The following is a 17,615-nucleotide window of genomic DNA, read 5'->3' on the forward strand; positions in this document are numbered from 1 at the left end:
CCTTTCTGGGTGGCGGTGCGTGGACGGCTAGCCCCGCGCGCCGCCGCGTTCGTGCGCGCGCAGGTGCGCGACGAGCTCGGTCGGCGCCGACAGGTAACTCCGGGTGGTGACGTGGGTGCGTTCCAGCAGCCGATGCGCCGAATGCTCGAAGGTCGTGCCGATGGCACCGTGGATCTGAATGTTGCCGCGGCAATTGCCGAACGCGGCGCGCTCGGCGACGGACTGCGCTTCCAGGGCCGTCCGGTGCGCTCCGCGGTCGTCCTCCTGCTCGAGCATCGCGGCGAAGTGCGCGCAGGCCCATGCTGATTCGGCCGCGATCGCCATATCCGCGCACCGGTGTTTGATCGCCTGGAACGCGCCGATCGGGTGTCCGAACTGCATCCTGGTCTTGGCATGGTCGGTGGCGGCCTCGAGGGCCGCCTCGGCGATGCCCGCCAGGATCGCGGCCAGCCTCGTCGACAGCGCGGTGCGCAGCGACCGGACGGTTTCGGGGGCGGTGATCGTGACCGCGGTTTCCGGATCGAGGGTGAGCCGGCCGAGCGATACCGACTCGTCCAGGCAACGGTGTTCGGTGACACTGCCCGCGTCCGCCTCGATCAGCGACCATCGATCCGTCTCGGTCACGACGAACCACGGGGCCCGTGGCTCCAGCACCCGCCTGCGCGCGTCGGCCGCGCGCGTCGATTCGCTCGGAGGGTCCGGAAGCGCCCATCCGGCGCGGCGGCGGCCCTCGACGAAGTCGGCGGTGAGGTCGGCGCGGCCTGCCTCGGCCGCGATGCGCGCCGCGAGCATCGTCGGCAGCAGCGGTCCGGGCAGCAGGGCCCGGCCGATCTCGCGACAGATCAGCGACTCGTCCAGCGCGGTCGCGCCGAGCCCACCGGCGCGCTCCGGCAGGGTGAGTCCGAACCATCCCAGTTCGGCGAACTCCCGCCACCGGCTCTCCGGCACGTCGGACGAGGTGGTGCGGTTCTTATCGGCATAGCCGCGGGTGGCCGCGACGAGATCGCGCTGCTGTTCGCTCAGTGTCAGATCCATGCGGGTGTCCTCATCGATGCCGGGGCAGGCCGAGCACTCGTTCGCCGATGATGTCGCGCTGAACTTCGGAGGTGCCGCCGCCGATGGTGGAGAAATAGGAATAGAGATACGAATGCACCAGGTCACCGACGGCTGGGCTCGTCGCGGGTTCGAGGCCGTCGACGGCTACGAGCGACATGGTGGCGCGTCCGATGCGCTGATTCAGTTCGCTGTAGTAGACCTTGATCATCGACCCTTCCGGACCGGGGATCTTCGCGCGCGCGGACCGCGACACCATCGCGTAGGTCATCGCGCGCAGGGCGCAGACGTCGGCGTGCAGCTCGGCGAGGGTGCCCGCGACCGCCTCGTCGTCGAGGGCGACACCGCGACCGTGCGCGGCCGGTGTGGTCGCGGCCAGGTCGATCAACGCGTCGACGCGCCGTGCCAGTTCGGTCTGCAACTGCATGAACGCGGTCCCGCGTTCGAATCCCAGGGTGGACATGGCGACCGACCAGCCGTCGTTCACCGTGCCGACGACATCGGTGAGTGGCACCCGGACCTCGTCGTAGAACACTTCGCACAGGTGCTCGTGGCCGTCCATGGTCTTGATCGGGCGCACCGTGACGCCAGGCGCGCGCATATCGCCGATCACCCAGGTGAGACCTTTGTGCCTGGGCGCGTCGCGGTCGGTGCGGATCAGCAGTTCCTGCACGTCGGCCATGTGAGCGTAGCTGGTCCAGATCTTCTGTCCGCTGATCACCAGATGATCACCGTCGACGACCCCGTAGGTGCTCACTCCGGCCAGGTCCGAGCCCGCGCCGGGTTCGGAGAAGCCCTGACACCAGACCTCGGAGCCGTCCAGGATGCGGGCGAGATGGTCTCGTTTCTGCGCCTCGCTCCCGCGGGCGATCAGGGTCGGCCCGCCGTGGTTGTTGCCGACGAAGCAGCATCCGACGTCCGGCCCGCCCGCCCGGGCGTACTCCTCGTACCAGACGAGTTGATGCGACAGCGGCAGTCCGCGGCCCCCGTACTCGGCAGGCCAGGCGATACCCGCGTAACCGCCCTCGAACTGGGTCCGTTGCCAGTCGGTATCCCAGGCTCGTGCGCCCGCGGGGTCGGCCGGACGCGGCGTGCGCGGCACATGGCGCTCGAGCCACGTTCGGACCTCGGCGCGAAAGTCGTTGTCGGAGAGACCGGGTTGCGCCTCCGCGATCTTTTCGGGATTCACTGTGGATCTGCCCATCCGTTAGGTTTATATAGATAATCGTAATGCTTCACTATAGTGCGGGACAGTCCCGGGCAAGGAGAAACGATCGTGACCGTGGATTCCACCGGCTCTCGGCCCAGCGTCGAACGGGTGCGGCCGCTGAAGATGGCAGACCAGGTGGCGTATCGCATACGCCGGATGATCGCGCACGGTGAGGTGCTCGACGGCGAATGGTTGCCCGCCGAGCCTGAGATGATGGCCCGGTTCGAGGTATCGCGACCGACGCTGCGCGAAGCGCTGCGGCTGCTGGAGGCGGATTCCCTGGTACTGATTCGGCGTGGCCCGCCGGGCGGAGCCCGCATCACGGTGCCGGGGCCGGAGGCGGCAGCGAGCCGGTTCGGGCTGCTGCTCACGCTGTCCGGGACCACCCTCGACGACGTATGGGACGCGCGCGCCGCGATCGAGCCGATCGCCGTCCGACGGCTCGCCGAACTCGGCTCGCCGGCCGACCGAGCCGCGCTGGCCGAGGAACTCGCCGTCGTGTGCACGGCAGCGGAGGATCCGATGTCCTTCGCGAAGTCCGCCGTGTGGTTCCACATCCGGCTGGTGGAACTATCGGGGAACCGTACCCTGGCGACGGTGATCGGACTGCTGGCCGAGATCATCGACAGGCAGTTGTCCCGGGTGCACGAAGACGCCGTGCTCAGCGATTCGGAGGTGCGCGCCAACAACGCCAAGGCCCTGCGCGCGTACAAGAAGCTGGTCCGGTTGATCGAGTCCGGCTCCGGCGCCGAGGCCCAGGCATTCTGGAGCGCCCATCTCATGGCCGCGCGGACTTTTCTCGGCGGTGGGGTTCCGGACACGACGGTGGTCGACCTGTTGTACGGCGATCGTGGGCTATAGGCCGCGCTTGGTGGTGGCGCCCGCGTCGACGGTGAGGTGGTGTCCGGTGATGTAGCGGGATTCATCGGAGGCGAGGAAGAGGACGGCGTTGCTGATGTCGCCGGGATCGACCCAGGGGATGGGCATGGCCTGCATGCTCTGGAAGCCGCTGAGGGCGTCCTCGGCGGTCGGCGCCTCGAGGTCGGGGCGGAACGTGTGATACATCGGGGCGTTGTGCAGCAGCGGGGTGTCGCAATTGGTGGGGTGGACGGCGTTGGCGCGGGTCTTGGTGGGAGCCAGCTGGAGGGCGAGAGTGTTGGTGTAGTCGATGAGGAACCGTTTGGACAGGCTGTACCCCGCACCGCCGGGTCCCTGGGGGCCGTGGCTCGGTCCGTTGCCGGACAGGATGCCCGCGACCGAGCCGGTGATGATGACCGAGCCGCCGGGGGTGAGGTGGGGTAGTGCGGCGTGCACGGTGTTGATGACGCCGAGCAGGTCGACGTCCACCGCGTCGGTGAAGGCGGACACCGGCTTGCCTGCGCCGAGGGGGCAGATGCCCGCGTTGGCGACGACGACGTCGAGGTGCTCGAATCGCGCCATCGCGTCGGTGAGGAGAATACCGATGGCAGCGCGGTCCCTGGCGTCGGCCTTCTCGGCGATGATGCGGCGCCCGGTCTTCTCGACGAGGCGGATGGTCTCGCGAAGGTCGTCGAGGGTGGCGAGTGGGTAGTCGTTGGTGGGAATGTCCTCGCAGATGTCGAAACCGATGATATCGGCGCCCTGTTCTGCCAGGGTGATGGCGTGGCTGCGGCCCTGGCCGCGTGCGATGCCGCTGATGAGGGCGACTTTGCCGGTCATACGACCCATGACTGTGAGACCTCGCTTCGAATTCGTCGGGGTGGATGGATGTCGGTGGCGTCGCTAATCGGCGTGCCCGGCCCCGGCCTCGGCCGCCCGGGTGAGGCCGCAGGCGCCGATGAACTCTTCGTGCAACTCGAACCAGACGGTGTGGTAGGAGTCCATGACCGGCCGGGTGAACCACGCGGTCTCGCCTGCTCGGATCTTCGTCAGGGCGAATTCGAGTTTCTCGCGGTACCGAGCCAGCCGGGGGATCGCTGTGCTCACCCGGTCTATCGTCGGCAGGACCCGGGTGTGCACGTCGCACAGCCGGCCGATGACCGCCTGGTCGTAGGCGCTGTCGTCGTGGGCGTTCGGCTGGCCGTCCCTGAGCTGCCAATCCGTGACGAGCGCCTTGAACTCCGCGTTCAAGACTCTGAAGTCCGCGTAGGCGGAGCTCGTCTCTGCCGGGTCGGCGGCGGCGCGCTCATCGGCCAGCCACCGCGCCAGGGTGTCCCGGCCCGCGGGGCCGAGGCGGACGAGTTTGCCGCTGATCACCAGATCGCGGGCCGCCAGCTCCGCGATCCGGGCAGCCACGTCCGCGCCGCTGCGGCCGGTGGTGTCGGCCAGGACGGCTTCGGTGGCGCGGCCCTTGAGCCGCACCGCCTGCAACAGGTCCAAGTCGTCGTTCATCGGGGTGGAGTCCGTTTCTCGTGCCGTTCGCAGAACGGGGTCAGCGTTTGGTCACCTGGAGGTCCGACTGTTCGATATCCCAGGTCGTCGGGGTGACACCTTGGTCACGCAGCTGGTACTTGAGCACCTTGCCGGTGGCGTTGCGGGGCAACTCGGTGCGGAACTCGATGTAGCGAGGCACCGCGTAGTAGGGCAGTTTGTCCAGTGACCACCGGCACAGCTCCTCCTCCGAGACCGGGACCCCGGAGGCCAGTACCGCGGTCACTTTCACGTCGTCCTCGGTGAGGTCCGACGGCACGGCGTGTACCGCGACATCGGCGACCGCGGGATGACCGCGGAAGGTGCGTTCGAGTTCGAAACTGGAGATGTTCTCCCCGCGGCGGCGTAGATAGTCCTTTTTCCGGTCGACGAACCACAGCCAGCCCTCGGTGTCGAACCTGCCGATGTCGCCGGTGTGGAACCACAGGTTGCGCAGCAGCTCGAACGACTCTCGCGGTCGTCGCCAGTACCCCTCGAACATGACGTGCGGTTTGCGCGGCCGGATGATGATCTCGCCCGGCTGACCGTCGGGCACCTCGTTGTCGTCATCGTCGACGATGCGTACGTCGAAGTCGTCGTTGCGCCGGCCGGACGATCCCAGCGGGGCCGCGAGCCCGGCCGGGTTGCTGGTGACGAAACTGGCTTCGGTGAGTCCGAAAACCGAGTTGCCCGCGGCGCGCACGCCGAACCGGGTCTTCCAGATCTCGATCAACTCGGGTGTCCACGGCGCGCCGCCCGCGTGCTGGATCTGCCCGAAGCACCGCTTCATCTCCGGGGTGTCGTCCATCGCGGCGATCAGTGTGATCATGATGCCGAGGATCGAAACGCGTTGTGCCCCTGTCCGCTCGATCTCCGGCCAGAAACTGGAGAGCGAGAATCGGGTGGCGATGGCCAGTTTCGTGTGGTTGTAGAGGCAGGCCAGCACCGAGGTCGCGGCGGCGTTGAGATGGAACAGCGGCAGCGGCGTCCAGAGCGTGTGCGCGCGATCGCGAGTGCGTGCGGTGTTGCGAGCGACATTGCACACGTAGTTGTGGCTGATCATGCACCCTTTGGAGGGGCCCGTAGTGCCGGAGGTGTAGATCAGCATCGCCAGATCGCGTGGCTCGAGTTCGACAGGCTCGTCGAGGCTGCCGCGGGTGTCGAGGGTGGCCAGGTCCGCTACCGCCGCGTGCTCGACCGAGGCGGTGTTCCCGGCTCGGCGTCGCACGATCGTGCGCAGTGCGGGCAGCTCGTCGGCGATGTCGAGGATGCGGGTGACGTAGTCCGATTCCGCGACGACCACGGCCGCCGCGGCGTCCGAGATCTGGTGGCGCAGGAACTCGGCCTTCAGCGCGGTGTTCAACGGGACCCAGACGGCGCCGAGCGCGTTGGCGGCGAACCAGGTGACCAGCGCGTCCAGGTTGTTGTCCAGCATGCAGACCACGGTGTCGCCGCGGCCGATCCCCAGCTCGCGCAGTCCCGCCGCGCGTCGCAGGGCGGCCGTCCAGAGCGCGCCGAAGGTGGTGATCTCGCCGGAGAAGTCGAGAAAGGGCTCGTCGCCGACGTGGGCCGAGGCTCGTCGGAGCACATCGATGACCGTGTCGGGTTCGTTGCGTCGCCAGGTGGTGTCGGACCGGTGGTCGGCGGGGTGTTCGAGGGTGATGTCGCTTGCCACTGATGCTCCTACCCGTCGTTTTCCAGTTGCACCGCGATGAGCATGGCCGGCAGCGGGTGCGCGCACGTGATGTCGGTATGTCCGGCTCGGAGGGCGGCGCGCACCGTGTCGGCGTCGACCGTCTCCAGGTGCGGCAGCCGAGCCGTCTCCGACGGGTGGTGCGCGCGCAGCGGGGCGTGCCGCAGGCCGATCTCGGTCAGTCGCCGCAGATCCGGACTGTCCGATTCCGACCAAGCGCTCAGGGCCAGCGCGCCCTCGCGGATTTCGCCGTGGTCGCCGTCCACGGTGATGGTTCTGCCGAGTAGCGCGGTGACGGTTCCCGCACCGCAGCCGACGACCGCGGGCGTGCCGGTCTCGCGGCTGACGACGGCCGCGTGCGAGGTGGCGCCGCCGGACTCGGTGACGATGCCCTCCGCGGCGAGCATGCCGTGCACATCGTCGGGGCTGGTGGCGGTCCGCACCAGGATCACCTTCTCCCCGGCGTCGGCGGCCTCGACCGCGTCGTCGGGATCGCCGACGGCGCGTCCGGTGGCCACGCCGGGGCACGCGGCCAGCCCCTTGGCGAGGAGCGGTGCGGCCAGGCGTGTCTCCGGTTGCAGCGAGGGCAGCAGCAGAGTCCGCACGTGCTCGGGGCGCACCCGGCGCAACGCCTCGGAGCCGTCGATCCTGCCCTCGTCGAGGAATCGCAAGGCCAAGCGAACCGCGGCTTGGGCGGACCGCTTGGCCGTGCGGGTCTGCAGCAACCACAGGCGGCCGTTCTCGACGGTGAATTCGATGTCCTGGACATCGGTGCCGAGATCCTCGAGGACGCGCGTGGCCGCCATCAGCTCGGCGTACACCTCGGGCTGCTCCGTTGCCAGTGCGCTGAGCGGTTCGCAGTCGGTGGTGCCCGAGACGACGTCCTCGCCCTGCCCGCCGCGCAGCCACTCGCCGAACGGCTCGTCCGAGCCGGTCAGCGGATTGCGGCTGAACAACACGCCGGTGCCGGAATCCTCCCCCAGGTTGCCGAAGACCATCGCCTGTACCACGACCGCGGTGCCCGCGTGGTCGTCGAGGCCGCGGTGGTGGCGGTAAGCGCGCGCCCGGGGGCTGTTCCACGATGCCAGCACAGCGGCGATCGCGCCGCGCAGTTGCGCCGCGGGATCCGCGGGAACGGTGGCGTCCGCATCGCCGTTCAGGACGATTCGCCGGTACATCTCGGTGAATCGGCGCCGGGTGTCGGCGGCGAATTCCGCGGTCCCGGCCCGGCCGAGGGTCGCCTCCACGGCGTCATCGATGCCCAGGTCGAGCACCGTGTCCATCATGCCAGGCATGCTCAGCGCGGCCCCGCTGCGCACGCTGACCAGGAGCGGCCGCCGCCCGCCGCCGAAGCTGCGACCGGTCTCGGATTCGACCCAGCGCAGCCCGTCGAGAACGGCGGGCCAGATGCTGTCGAGGGTCTGTTGGGGATCCTGCTGCCAGCGGCGGCAGACCTCGGTCGTGATCGCGAACGCGGGCGGTACCGGCAGGTGATGTCGCCGCATGCCGTCGATGCCGAAGCCCTTGTTGCCGAGCACCTTCCGGGACAGTCCGCTCCGGCCGTCCAGCCGGGCGACGAGGGGCGCGCCGCCGATCTCGGTCGCGGTGGATTCGTGCCGTCCTCGATCGCTCGAGATGACCTTCGACATGATCCTCCTTGTGGCCACTGTGTCCGTCGCTTGCGTCTGGGGCGAAGCGCCTACCTCCAAAGATAGGCACAAAGAGTAATAATTATCTAACTTCTTGCGAATCCGGCGGACGTCCGTGCGGGGCGCCCGGCGAGGTGCGCCGACGGCATGGGTGCCGACGTGGCGCTCAGCGAGCGCGATCGGCGGCGGAGCCGATCACGCCCGCGCGCGCCAGTTCGGCGCGGCACGAGGCGGGATTCTCGAACAGGATCGTGTGCATCCCCAGGTCGGCCGCGGGCGCGAGATTCTCCACGAAGTCATCGATGTACACGACCGCGGCGGCCGGTAGGTCCAGGCGCCGCAGCAGCTCCCGATAGATGGCCGGGTCCGGTTTGCGCAGCCCGAGCTCGGCCGAGTTCACCACGATCCGGAAACAGTCCTCGGGCAGTTCGTCGCGGAGCCATTCGCGATTCTCCAGCAGATTGTTCGTCAGCATCGCGACGTCGTAGTGGGCTGCCAGCTCGCGCACCAGCTCGATCATCTCCGGTACCAGCACCCGGGCCGCGGTCATCGCCGCCGCCAGCTCCCTGATATCGACCCGTACGCCGTGCTGCCGCTCGACACGCACGCAGACGTCCCGGAGGAAATCCCTGGCCGTCATCGCGCCCGTCTCGACCTTCGCGAACGCCGCGTCGCCACGCAGGAAGGCCGAGAGCGTGCCGGTCGGCAACCCCAGCTTCTCCCCGTAGATCTCCAGGCCGACCATCGGCGGCGGCGTGAGAACGCCACCCCAATCGAAGGCGATCGCGGAGAACCTGCTCCTCGGCGTCGGAGTCTCCTCGATCTCGGAACTCACGGGACCCTCCTCGCATGGTGGTGAGATGATGTGCCGCGTTCCGCCGATCTGTGCCGGTCGGTCCGTGGCTGTCGAATGTGGCGGCCGGACCGGGTCCGTGCACGGGCAGTCGCCGTTTCGGCGGAGTGTCGGTAGGGGGGCGCCGATCGAATCCGGCGGCACGTCCGTCCGATCACAGTCGCCGGCGGGCGGAAATCAAAGACTCAGCAAGGGTTACTTGGTTAAGTATGTCGGTAGTGTGCTGCGTCTGCCGGGGTTTGGCAAGAGCCGTCCCCGCGTCCGGCGCAGCCGACCGAGCCGACAGCCGATAGCGGGTGACGCGCGGCGTCACCCCCCACCCATGCGAGGTTGCCCTATGTCCAACACCCGCGGGCCAGGCGTGCTCCAGCGACCGCTTCCGCTGGTCACCGCCGAGAATCGCCACCATTGGCAGGCTGGCGCGAACGGTAGCTGGCAGGTACTGCGCTGTCCGCTCTGTGGCCATCGCGCCCTCCCGCCCGCGCCGTGCTGCTCGTCGTGCCGGAAGGGCATCCCCGCGCCGAGCCCCGCGTCCGGCGATGCCTACCTGGTCTCGTGGACGGTCAATCACCAGGCCTGGTTCCCGGGGATGGAGGTACCGTTCGTGCTGGTTCTGATCGAGCTGGCGGAGCAGCGGGATCTGCGCTTGCTGACCAATCTGCTGGGGCCCGACGGCGCGCCCGTCGCCACCGCCGACGGCCTGCGCGCCGATATGCCGGTGCGCCTGCGCTTCGAGCGGGTCGCCGACGACGTGTGGCTTCCGCAGGCCGTGGTGGGGGCCGGATTCGCGGCTGGGGCACACGGGTGAAACGCGCCGAGGATTCCGCTGTGATCAGCGGAGTAGGACAATCGGATATCGGACGCGGGCTCGGTCGCTCGCCGCTGTCGCTCGCCGCGCAGGCCGCGCTGCGCGCGATCGCCGACGCGGGCCTCGACGTCGATGATGTCGACGGAGTATCCACCTGGCCCGGCAGGTACGACCACATCCCCGGCTTCTCCGGGGTCGGTGTGTCCGACCTGCAGGCCGCGCTCGGGCTGCGCCTGAACTGGTTCGCAGGCGGTCCGGACGCGGCGGGCCAGCTGGGGCAGGTGTTCAACGCGGTCGCCGCCGTGCACTCCGGTCTGGCCCGGCACGTGGTGTGCTTCCGCGTGGTCACCGAGGCCACGGTGCGCCGGACCGGCGCCCGACCGAGCCAGTCCGGAACGGGGTCCGAGCGGTTACAGGGGGCCACCTCCTTCGTCGCACCGTACTGGGCGACCTCCGCGGCGCAGTGGACGGCGCTGCTCGCCCGCCATCACATGAACCGCTTCGGGACGACGCGCGAACATCTGGGCGCCATCGCCGTGAACGCCCGCGCGCACGCCGCGCTCAACGAGACCGCGGTGTTCCGCGAGCCGATGACGATGGAGGACTATCTCGGCGCGCGTCCCATCTGCGACCCGCTGGGACTCTACGACTGCGACGTGCCGGTCGACGGCTGCACCGCCGTGGTGATCAGTGCCGCCGATACGGCCGCGGAGCTGCGACGACGCCCGGTCCGCATCCTCGCGATGGGCAGCGCGCTCAAGGATTCGCCGACGTGGTTCGGCCGGGCGGACCTGACCACCTCGGCCGCCCACGATGCCGCCGAGATGATGTGGTCACGCACCGACCTCGCACCCGGCGACGTGGACGTGGCCGAGTTGTACGACGGATTCAGTTTCCTGACCCTGATGTGGATCGAGGCGCTCGGCTTCTGTGGCCCGGGGGAGGGCGGGCCGTGGCTCGATGGCGGTCGCACCATCGCGCGCGACGGCGCCGTCCCACTGAACACTCAGGGCGGGCAACTGTCCGGCGGTCGATTGCACGGGCTGGGGTTTCTGCACGAGGCGGTCGTCCAGTTGCAGGGGCGCGGCGGCGTCAGGCAGCTGGCCAGGCGACCGGAGATCGCGGTGGCGGCGGCAGGCGGCGGGCCCCTCGGCGGCTCGCTGCTGCTGGGGTGCTGAGCCGGGCCGGATCCGTCGGAGGCGCGGCCATGGGGCCTCCTCGCGGGAGCGGTGCGGACCCGGTCGAGAAGTCGGCTCTTGTCAAGAAGCTGGCAGACGCCTACCATTCCGAATAGCGGACGCAAACCGTCGGTAATTACTTTTCCCCGGAACCTGCCAGGTGAAACCGCTTGTCGTGCAGTGGTATCCGGCTGCGACAACCTAGATTCACCCGCCGGGAACCGGCGTGGCAACGAGCGGGACTTCTCGGCGCGGTGGAGGACTCAGATGACGAAGACGGTCGACTATTCGAGTATCGACGCGCGCACGCCGATCGTGGTCGGCGTCGGCCAGGCGGGCGAACGCATCGACGATGCCGACTACCGCGCCCTGTCGCCGATCGATCTGGCCGTTGCCGCGGCCGAGGCGGCGATCGCCGATACCGGCGCGGATCCGCGCTCGGTCATCGCGGCGATCGACACCGTGGCCTGTACCCGGCAATTCGAGAATTCGACGCCCATGGCCCCGGCGCCGCTCGGCAAGTCGACGAAATTCCCCCTGTCGGTGTCGAATCGGTTGGGTGCGGCGCCGCGGCGGGCGGTGCTGGAGGTCGCCGGAGGGCAATCTCCGCAACATCTGCTGAACGAGTTCGTCGACACGATCCACGCCGCGGCCGCCGAGGTCGTGTTGTTGGCCGGTGCCGAGGCGATATCCACCATCCGCCACCTGACCGGGTCCGACGCCGCGCCCGACTTCGGCGACGACCCCGCCGATCCGGACGACCGCTACGAGGACCGCGGATTCGGGCTGGCCGGGCTGACCACCATGGAGCAGGCCGCGCACGGACTGGTGAGCGCGCCCGCCCAGTACGCGCTGCTGGAGAACGCGCGTCGCGCGGCACGCGGGGAGTCGAGGGAGAAGTACACGGCCGCCATGGGCGCGCTGTTCGCGCCGTTCACCGAGGTTGCCGCCACCAACCCGCTCTCCGCCGCTCCCGAGCGCCACAGCGCCGAGGAACTCGTCACGGTGACCGAGCGCAATCGGATGATCGCCGACCCGTATCCGCGTTTCCTCGTCGCCCGGGATCAGGTCAACCAGGGCGCCGCCGTTGTCCTGATGTCGGTCGGAGCCGCGCGTCGGCTCGGTATCGACGAGCGCAAATGGGTATTCCTGCACGGCCGAGCCGATCTGCGTGAGCGAAACCTGCTCGAGCGCGCAGACTTCGGGACGGCGCCTGCCGCGGTCGCTGCCGTACGGCACGCGTTGGCCGTGGCCGGGCTCGACATCGACCGCATCAACTTCTTCGATTTCTACTCCTGCTTCCCGATCGCGGTCTCGAATATCACCGAGCCGCTCGGACTCTCACCGGACGACCCGCGAGGTCTCACGGTGACCGGCGGGCTGCCGTTCTTCGGCGGCGCGGGCAACAACTACTCGATGCACGCGATCGCCGAAGCGGTACCGCGAGTACGCGCCGAACCCGGTTCCTACGCGCTGGTTTCGGCCAACGGCGGCGTGCTGTCCAAGACCTCGGTCGGCATCTACAGCACCACACCGGCCGAGTTGCGCCGCGACGACAGCGCCGCACTACAGCGCGAGATCGACGCACTCGACAGTCCATCGCATGTGGCCCATCCCGACGGCTGGGCCACCATCGAGACCTACACCGTCGTGCACGGCCGGGGTGGCCTCAGGACCGGCATCGTGATCGGCAGGCTCGAGGACGGTGACGGGCGATTCCTGGCACAGGTCGCACCCGAGGACGACGCGCTGCTCGAGCTGCTGGAGACCGCGGAACAGCCCATCGGACAGCGTGTTCACGTCACCGCGCTCGGTTACGGGAACCGGCTGACGGGCACCGCCGAGACCGCGCGCGAGCTGTTCGCCAAGGGCGCGCCCGCACTGCGGGAGAACTACGAGTTCGTCAAGGTTCGTCGCGACGGTCATCTGCTCGAGGTCACCATCAATCGCCCCGAGGCACGCAACTCCCTGCATCCGCCGGCGCACGAGGAACTCGACAGCGTCTTCGACGCCTTCTTCGCCGACCGCGATCTGTGGGTCGCGATCATCACCGGCGAGGGCGCGCAGGCATTCTGCGCGGGCAACGATCTGGTCTACGGCGCGGGCGGCAAGCAGGTCTACATCCCGCTCAACGGCTTCGCGGGATTGACCAGCAGGAAGAATATGACGAAGCCGGTGATCGCGGCGGTCAACGGGTTCGCGATGGGTGGCGGCTTCGAGATCGCTCTGGCCTGCCATCTCGTCGTGGCCGACGAGACCGCGAAGTTCGCCCTGAGCGAGGTCAAGGTCGGCCTCGTCGCCGGTGCGGGCGGAGCGATCCGGCTGCCGCGTTCGGTGCCGCCGAAGGTCGCCACCGAGTTGATTCTCACGGGGCGGCGAATCGGTGCGCAGGAGGCGCGCGAACTCGGTGTCGTGAACCGTGTCGCGCCCCCCGGTGCGGCGATGACCGCGGCGCGTGCGTTGGCCGACGAAATCCTCACGGGCTCACCGACATCGGTGCGGCTGTCGCTGGCTCTCATGGAGCAGACCCAGGGCATCGCCGACACGGTCGAGGCGGTCACCGCGCCCAACGATGTCATCGACGAGTTGATGACCAGCGCGGACGCCATCGAAGGCATGGTGGCCTTCGCCATGAAGCGCACACCGCAATGGAAGAACCGGTGACCGGGTCGGCCTGGGCGGACATATCGAAAGGACGGCAACGATGCCAGAGCGATCGCTACCACTGCACGGAGTCCGCGTAGTCGACTTCACCGATGGCGCCGCCGGATTCGCCGGGCGATTCCTCGCCGATCTCGGCGCCGACGTGGTGCTGGTGGAGCCGCCGCTGGGCGCGGAGTCCCGCCGGGCGCAACCCCGCCACGACGGCCACGGCCTGCGCTTCGCGACCGCGCACGCCAACAAGCGGGGCGTCACCCTCGACGTGACCACCGAGCAGGGCCGCGCGAATCTGCTGCGACTGACCGACACCGCCGACATCTTCCTCGAGTCGCATCCGGTCGACTACCTGGCCGGGCTCGGGCTCGGAGAGCGGGCGCTGCGCGATCGCAATCCTCGCCTCGTCGTGGTCTCGGTGACCGACTTCGGCCGGACCGGGCCCTATCGCGACTACAAGGCGAGCGAGACCGTGTTCACCGCGCTGTCCTCACTGCTGACGCGCTCCGGGGCACCCGGCCGTGAACCGCTGGCGCCGCCCGGAGAATTCGCCACCCAGACCGCGGCGATCGACGTGGCCTACGCCGCGCTGCTGGCCTACATGCGAGCGCGGCGCGGCGCCGGCGGCGACTACCTGGACTGTTCGCTGTTCGACCTCGTGGTGCAGGATCTGGATCCCGGCTTCGGTATGGCCGGTACCGCGACGATGGGCCAGCCGCTGTCGAACCTGCCGCCCGGACGCCCGGATGTGCGCATGATGTACCCGATCGTGCCGTGCGCGGACGGACACGTGCGCATGTTCATCGCCTCCGGCAAGCAGTGGCGGGCATTGTTCACCTGGATGGGGGAGCCGGCGGAACTCGCCGATCCCGATCTCGAGCAGATCTTCATGCGAATGATGAGCTGGCAGGGCAAGATCCGTCCAGCGGTCGAGAAATTCTTCGCCGGTCGGACCCGGGCCGAGATCGTGACGCGCGGCTCCGAGCTGGGTATCGCGGTGGGACCGCTGAACACCCCCGAGGAGATCTTGACCAGCGACCATGTCCGTGAGCGCGGATCGTTCGTCGACGCCGAGATCGCGCCGGGGCTGCGCGCCACGGTGCCGAGCGGCTACCTCGAGTTGGATGGTGATCGTGCCGGATTCCGCCACCGCGCCCCGGAACTCGGCGAGCACACCGACGCGGTTCTCGCCGAGTCGCCGGAGCCGAGCGCGAACTCGGTAGCGGACGCGCCCGAGCTTCCGTTGGCCGGTGTCCGGGTGCTCGATCTCGGTGTCATCGTCGTCGGCGCGGAAACCGGACGCCAACTGGCCGATCAAGGCGCCGACGTGATCAAGGTGGAGAACCGCGCGTTTCTCGACGGGGCCCGTCAGATGGACGCCGTCGGCAAGGTGGGCTACTCCTACGCGATCGGCAATCGCAACAAGCGCAGCATCGGGCTGAACCTGCGCAGCGATGCGGGCAAGGAGTTGTTCCTCCGCCTGGTCGCGGCCTCGGATGTCGTTCTGACAAACTTCAAGCCGGGGACTCTGGAGTCGCTCGGACTCGGGTACGAACAACTCGCGGCGGCCAACCGCCGCGTCATTCTGGTCGAGAGCAGCGCCCTGGGCAGCACCGGACCGTGGTCGAGGCGCATGGGATACGGGCCGCTGGTACGCGCCACGGTCGGACTGACCACCCTGTGGCGGCATCCGGAGGTACCGGACGGATTCGGCGACGATCAGACCGTCTATCCCGACCATGCCGCCGCTCGGGTAGGGGCCGCCGCCGTGGTCGCCGCGCTGATCGAACGTGAGCGTACCGGCGTCGGCCGTCATATCGGCATCGCGCAGATGGAGACGGTCTTCTGCCAGCTGGCCACCGAGTACGTCCGGGAGTCGCTGCAGCCCGGCACACTGACGGCCAAGGGCAATGTCGGCGAATTCGACGCTCCCGCGAACATCTATGCCTGCTCCGGCGACGATGCCTATTGCGCGGTGGTCATCGACGGCGATGGCGACTGGAGAAATCTTGCCGTGGCACTCGGCCGTCCCGAACTCGCGGACGCGCCCGAATACGCCACCGCAGCGGCGAGAGTGGCGCATCGCGCCGAACTGGACGCTCTTGTTCAGGAGTGGATCGCGCCGCTGACACCACGCGAAGCGCAGGAACGCCTGCAATCCAACGGGGTGGCGGCGGGCGCGGCCGTGCACGTGAAGGATCTGCTGACCGATCCACATCTGGCAGCCCGACACCAGTTCGGCGAGCTGCCGCAGCCGGGATACGATGCGCCGCTCGAGGTCGTCACCGGTCCCGCGCTGTTCGAGAATCTCCCGCATCCACCGCTGCGTCCCGCGCCGGAGATGGCGGCCGATACCGAAGACATCTGCCGGGAAGTGCTCAGTATGACCGATGCGCAGATCGCGGAATCGGTGGCCGCCGGCGTACTCGAGGTGCCCGCGTCCGACACCCGGTAGCCGGGCGATACCGACACCTACCGCGCGGCGGCCAGCACCAGATCGACCAGCCCCTCGCAGTAGGTGTCGGCCTCCTGTGCCAGCCGTGGGATCTGGGCGGGCGGGGTGGTGAGGCACTGCATCAGGATGCCGCCGAGCAGGGCGTCGAGCAGGAGCGTGACAGAAGTGTCGCGGGACAGATCGTTGCGGTCGATCGCCCGGCGCGTGATGGCGCGCATGGCCGTCACGTGCGCGGTGATGAACGCTTCCCAGCGCGGTGCCAGCTCGGGAACCATGCGGGCCTCGCCGCACAGTCGCAGCAGCGCGTCACCGATGTCACCGGTGAGCAAGGTGAAGATGCTGCGCGACAGCACGATCAGGTCGCCCCGAACCGACCCGGTGTCGACCTCGAACGGGATGTCGACCCGGGCTTCGAGGGCATCGAGGAGCAGCGCGGTGTTGTCCGGCCAGCGCAGGTAGATCGATGACTTCCCGACTCGTGCTTCGCGGGCGACCGCGTCGATGGTGAAACCCGCCCAGCCGACCCGGCCGTAGAGCCGGCACGCGGTATCCCGGACGCGCTGATCCACCTCGGGGTCGCGCGGCCTGCCCGCCCCCGCGCTCGTTGTCGTTCGACCCATCGCGCTCCGCTCCCCTCTCGCCGCTACGCCGCCCGTGCCGCTTCAGTAGAGCAGGTCGACAACCTGTGCGCTGTCGCCGCCGTTGCGGAGGAGATAACTGCGCGCCGCTCGCATGTGCTTGAGCCAGAACGCCTCGGCGGCCTCTCCGTCGCGAGCCGTGACGAGTTCGCTCAGGCGCTCGTAGGCACGCAGGCCGCGCTGATTGTCGGCGTCGAGTTCTTCCGGCCTGCCGAGCTTCTCGTCGTAGCGCTGTTCGGTCTGGCGTTCCACCAGCTCCGTCAGCATCCCGATCACCGTCGCGAGGGTGTGGTTGCCGGACAGCTCGACCAGCCGACGATGGAATTGCACTGTGCGCCTGCCGAATTCGATCGGAGTCTGCAGCGCCTCCCGGACGTGCTCGACCTCGGCGGCGAGAGCGCGGCGGTTGGCCGCCGGCCCCCGTTCGGCGACCCGGCGCGCACAGGCGGGCTCGATCACCATGCGTGCCTCGTAGACATCCTGCAGGGTTGTCTTCGACAGCGTCAGAAGCAGGCCGAACTGGGCGGCCGCTGCCTCCGGCCCGGGGATCGTCACTCGGGCGCCGCCCGGCGGCCCTCGACGGATACTGACCAAGGAGTCGGCTTCCAGCAGTCGAAACGCCTCGCGCAGGGTCGGTCGCGACACCCCGAAATGTTCCATCAGCTCGGGCTCGGTCGGGAGCCACTCGCCATCGCCGATCTGACCGCGCGCGATCATGCGGCGGATGCGATCGGCGATCACCTCCGGCATCTTCTTCGGCCGGACCTGGTTGTTGCGGGCCGCCGCGCCCTTGGCGCTGGTCACATGTGCCTCCGTACGCATCCGCGATGGTCGAGTCCGTTCCGACCGAGATTATCCCATCGCGGATCCGTGACCGGCCACGGTGACGGATCTGGTTCCACCAGTTCATCTCGATTCGGCCGGGTGTTCGAGGGGTGCCGGCGACCCTGGGGTGCGCTGGACGGCGGTCCGCGGTCGCGCGCGGACACGACCCGTCGGGCGGTGTCGGTTCCGCGCCTGCGAGCGGCAGGCAAG

General features: G+C 69.0%; 14 protein-coding genes. 5 read left to right on the top strand and 9 right to left on the bottom strand.

Going from position 1 to position 17,615, the window contains the following annotated elements; translation table 11 throughout:
* Window positions 1–27: 27 nt before the first annotated feature.
* Window positions 28–1,035, bottom strand: coding sequence for an acyl-CoA dehydrogenase family protein (locus tag NH2_RS20240; RefSeq protein ID WP_067656519.1), 1,008 nt, complete (start codon window positions 1,033–1,035; stop codon window positions 28–30).
* Between the two features lie 10 nt (window positions 1,036–1,045).
* Window positions 1,046–2,242, bottom strand: coding sequence for an acyl-CoA dehydrogenase family protein (locus NH2_RS20245; RefSeq protein WP_245650674.1), 1,197 nt, complete (start codon window positions 2,240–2,242; stop codon window positions 1,046–1,048).
* Window positions 2,243–2,329: 87 nt separating this feature from the next.
* Here NH2_RS20245 and NH2_RS20250 point away from each other — a divergent pair, with 87 nt between their 5' ends.
* Window positions 2,330–3,124 (top strand): FadR/GntR family transcriptional regulator, encoded by a 795-nt coding sequence (locus NH2_RS20250; RefSeq protein WP_245650675.1) that lies wholly within the window; start codon window positions 2,330–2,332, stop codon window positions 3,122–3,124.
* On the opposite strand, the gene NH2_RS20255 is transcribed toward NH2_RS20250, so the two are convergent.
* The 5 genes from NH2_RS20255 to NH2_RS20275 all read right to left on the bottom strand — a co-directional run bounded on the left by NH2_RS20255 (window position 3,119) and on the right by NH2_RS20275 (window position 8,828).
* Window positions 3,119–3,970 carry a mycofactocin-coupled SDR family oxidoreductase gene (locus tag NH2_RS20255; protein ID WP_067656522.1) on the bottom strand — a complete coding sequence of 284 codons (852 nt, stop codon included), beginning with the start codon at window positions 3,968–3,970 and terminating at the stop codon, window positions 3,119–3,121. The two genes, NH2_RS20250 and NH2_RS20255, sit on opposite strands and share 6 nt — an antisense overlap.
* A gap of 54 nt (window positions 3,971–4,024) precedes the next feature.
* A complete protein-coding gene (locus NH2_RS20260) occupies window positions 4,025–4,633 on the bottom strand; it encodes a hypothetical protein (protein ID WP_067656525.1) in 609 nt (202 codons plus the stop codon).
* A gap of 40 nt (window positions 4,634–4,673) precedes the next feature.
* Window positions 4,674–6,326, bottom strand: coding sequence for an AMP-binding protein (locus NH2_RS20265; protein ID WP_245650676.1), 1,653 nt, complete (start codon window positions 6,324–6,326; stop codon window positions 4,674–4,676).
* Window positions 6,327–6,334: 8 nt separating this feature from the next.
* Complete coding sequence (locus NH2_RS20270; RefSeq protein ID WP_067656528.1) at window positions 6,335–7,993, bottom strand: pyruvate, phosphate dikinase; 1,659 nt, start codon at window positions 7,991–7,993, stop codon at window positions 6,335–6,337.
* Window positions 7,994–8,159: 166 nt separating this feature from the next.
* Entirely contained in the window at window positions 8,160–8,828 is a 669-nt protein-coding gene (locus NH2_RS20275; RefSeq protein ID WP_245650677.1) for an HAD family hydrolase, read from the bottom strand.
* A 355-nt stretch (window positions 8,829–9,183) separates the two neighbouring features.
* Between NH2_RS20275 and NH2_RS29275 the strand changes: the two genes are divergently transcribed.
* From NH2_RS29275 to NH2_RS20295, 4 genes are all read left to right on the top strand, one after another.
* Window positions 9,184–9,654, top strand: coding sequence for a Zn-ribbon domain-containing OB-fold protein (locus NH2_RS29275; protein WP_169811513.1), 471 nt, complete (start codon window positions 9,184–9,186; stop codon window positions 9,652–9,654).
* 20 nt (window positions 9,655–9,674) lie between these two features.
* Window positions 9,675–10,832, top strand: coding sequence for a thiolase family protein (locus NH2_RS20285; RefSeq protein ID WP_245650678.1), 1,158 nt, complete (start codon window positions 9,675–9,677; stop codon window positions 10,830–10,832).
* A 267-nt stretch (window positions 10,833–11,099) separates the two neighbouring features.
* Window positions 11,100–13,496 carry an acetyl-CoA acetyltransferase gene (locus NH2_RS20290; protein ID WP_067656537.1) on the top strand — a complete coding sequence of 799 codons (2,397 nt, stop codon included), beginning with the start codon at window positions 11,100–11,102 and terminating at the stop codon, window positions 13,494–13,496.
* A gap of 40 nt (window positions 13,497–13,536) precedes the next feature.
* Window positions 13,537–15,942: a CaiB/BaiF CoA transferase family protein gene (locus NH2_RS20295; RefSeq protein ID WP_067656540.1), complete on the top strand. Its 2,406-nt coding sequence runs from the start codon at window positions 13,537–13,539 to the stop codon at window positions 15,940–15,942.
* A 17-nt stretch (window positions 15,943–15,959) separates the two neighbouring features.
* Here NH2_RS20295 and NH2_RS20300 read toward each other — a convergent pair whose 3' ends face one another.
* Window positions 15,960–16,562, bottom strand: a complete 603-nt coding sequence (locus NH2_RS20300) for a TetR-like C-terminal domain-containing protein (protein WP_067656542.1) — start codon at window positions 16,560–16,562, stop codon at window positions 15,960–15,962.
* Between the two features lie 42 nt (window positions 16,563–16,604).
* Window positions 16,605–17,384 (bottom strand): FadR/GntR family transcriptional regulator, encoded by a 780-nt coding sequence (locus NH2_RS20305; RefSeq protein WP_245650679.1) that lies wholly within the window; start codon window positions 17,382–17,384, stop codon window positions 16,605–16,607.
* Window positions 17,385–17,615: the final 231 nt, after the last annotated feature.

Origin of the sequence: Nocardia harenae NBRC 108248, assembly GCF_001612885.1 — a bacterium.
Lineage (GTDB): Bacteria > Actinomycetota > Actinomycetes > Mycobacteriales > Mycobacteriaceae > Nocardia > Nocardia harenae.

Coding starts and splice junctions, on each gene's coding strand:
- NH2_RS20240 (WP_067656519.1), bottom strand. CDS start 1,035: ATGGATCTGACACTGAGCGAACAGCAGCGCGATCTCGTCGCGGCCACC.
- NH2_RS20255 (WP_067656522.1), bottom strand. CDS start 3,970: ATGGGTCGTATGACCGGCAAAGTCGCCCTCATCAGCGGCATCGCACGC.
- NH2_RS20260 (WP_067656525.1), bottom strand. CDS start 4,633: ATGAACGACGACTTGGACCTGTTGCAGGCGGTGCGGCTCAAGGGCCGC.
- NH2_RS20270 (WP_067656528.1), bottom strand. CDS start 7,993: ATGTCGAAGGTCATCTCGAGCGATCGAGGACGGCACGAATCCACCGCG.
- NH2_RS29275 (WP_169811513.1), top strand. CDS start 9,184: ATGTCCAACACCCGCGGGCCAGGCGTGCTCCAGCGACCGCTTCCGCTG.
- NH2_RS20290 (WP_067656537.1), top strand. CDS start 11,100: ATGACGAAGACGGTCGACTATTCGAGTATCGACGCGCGCACGCCGATC.
- NH2_RS20295 (WP_067656540.1), top strand. CDS start 13,537: ATGCCAGAGCGATCGCTACCACTGCACGGAGTCCGCGTAGTCGACTTC.
- NH2_RS20300 (WP_067656542.1), bottom strand. CDS start 16,562: ATGGGTCGAACGACAACGAGCGCGGGGGCGGGCAGGCCGCGCGACCCC.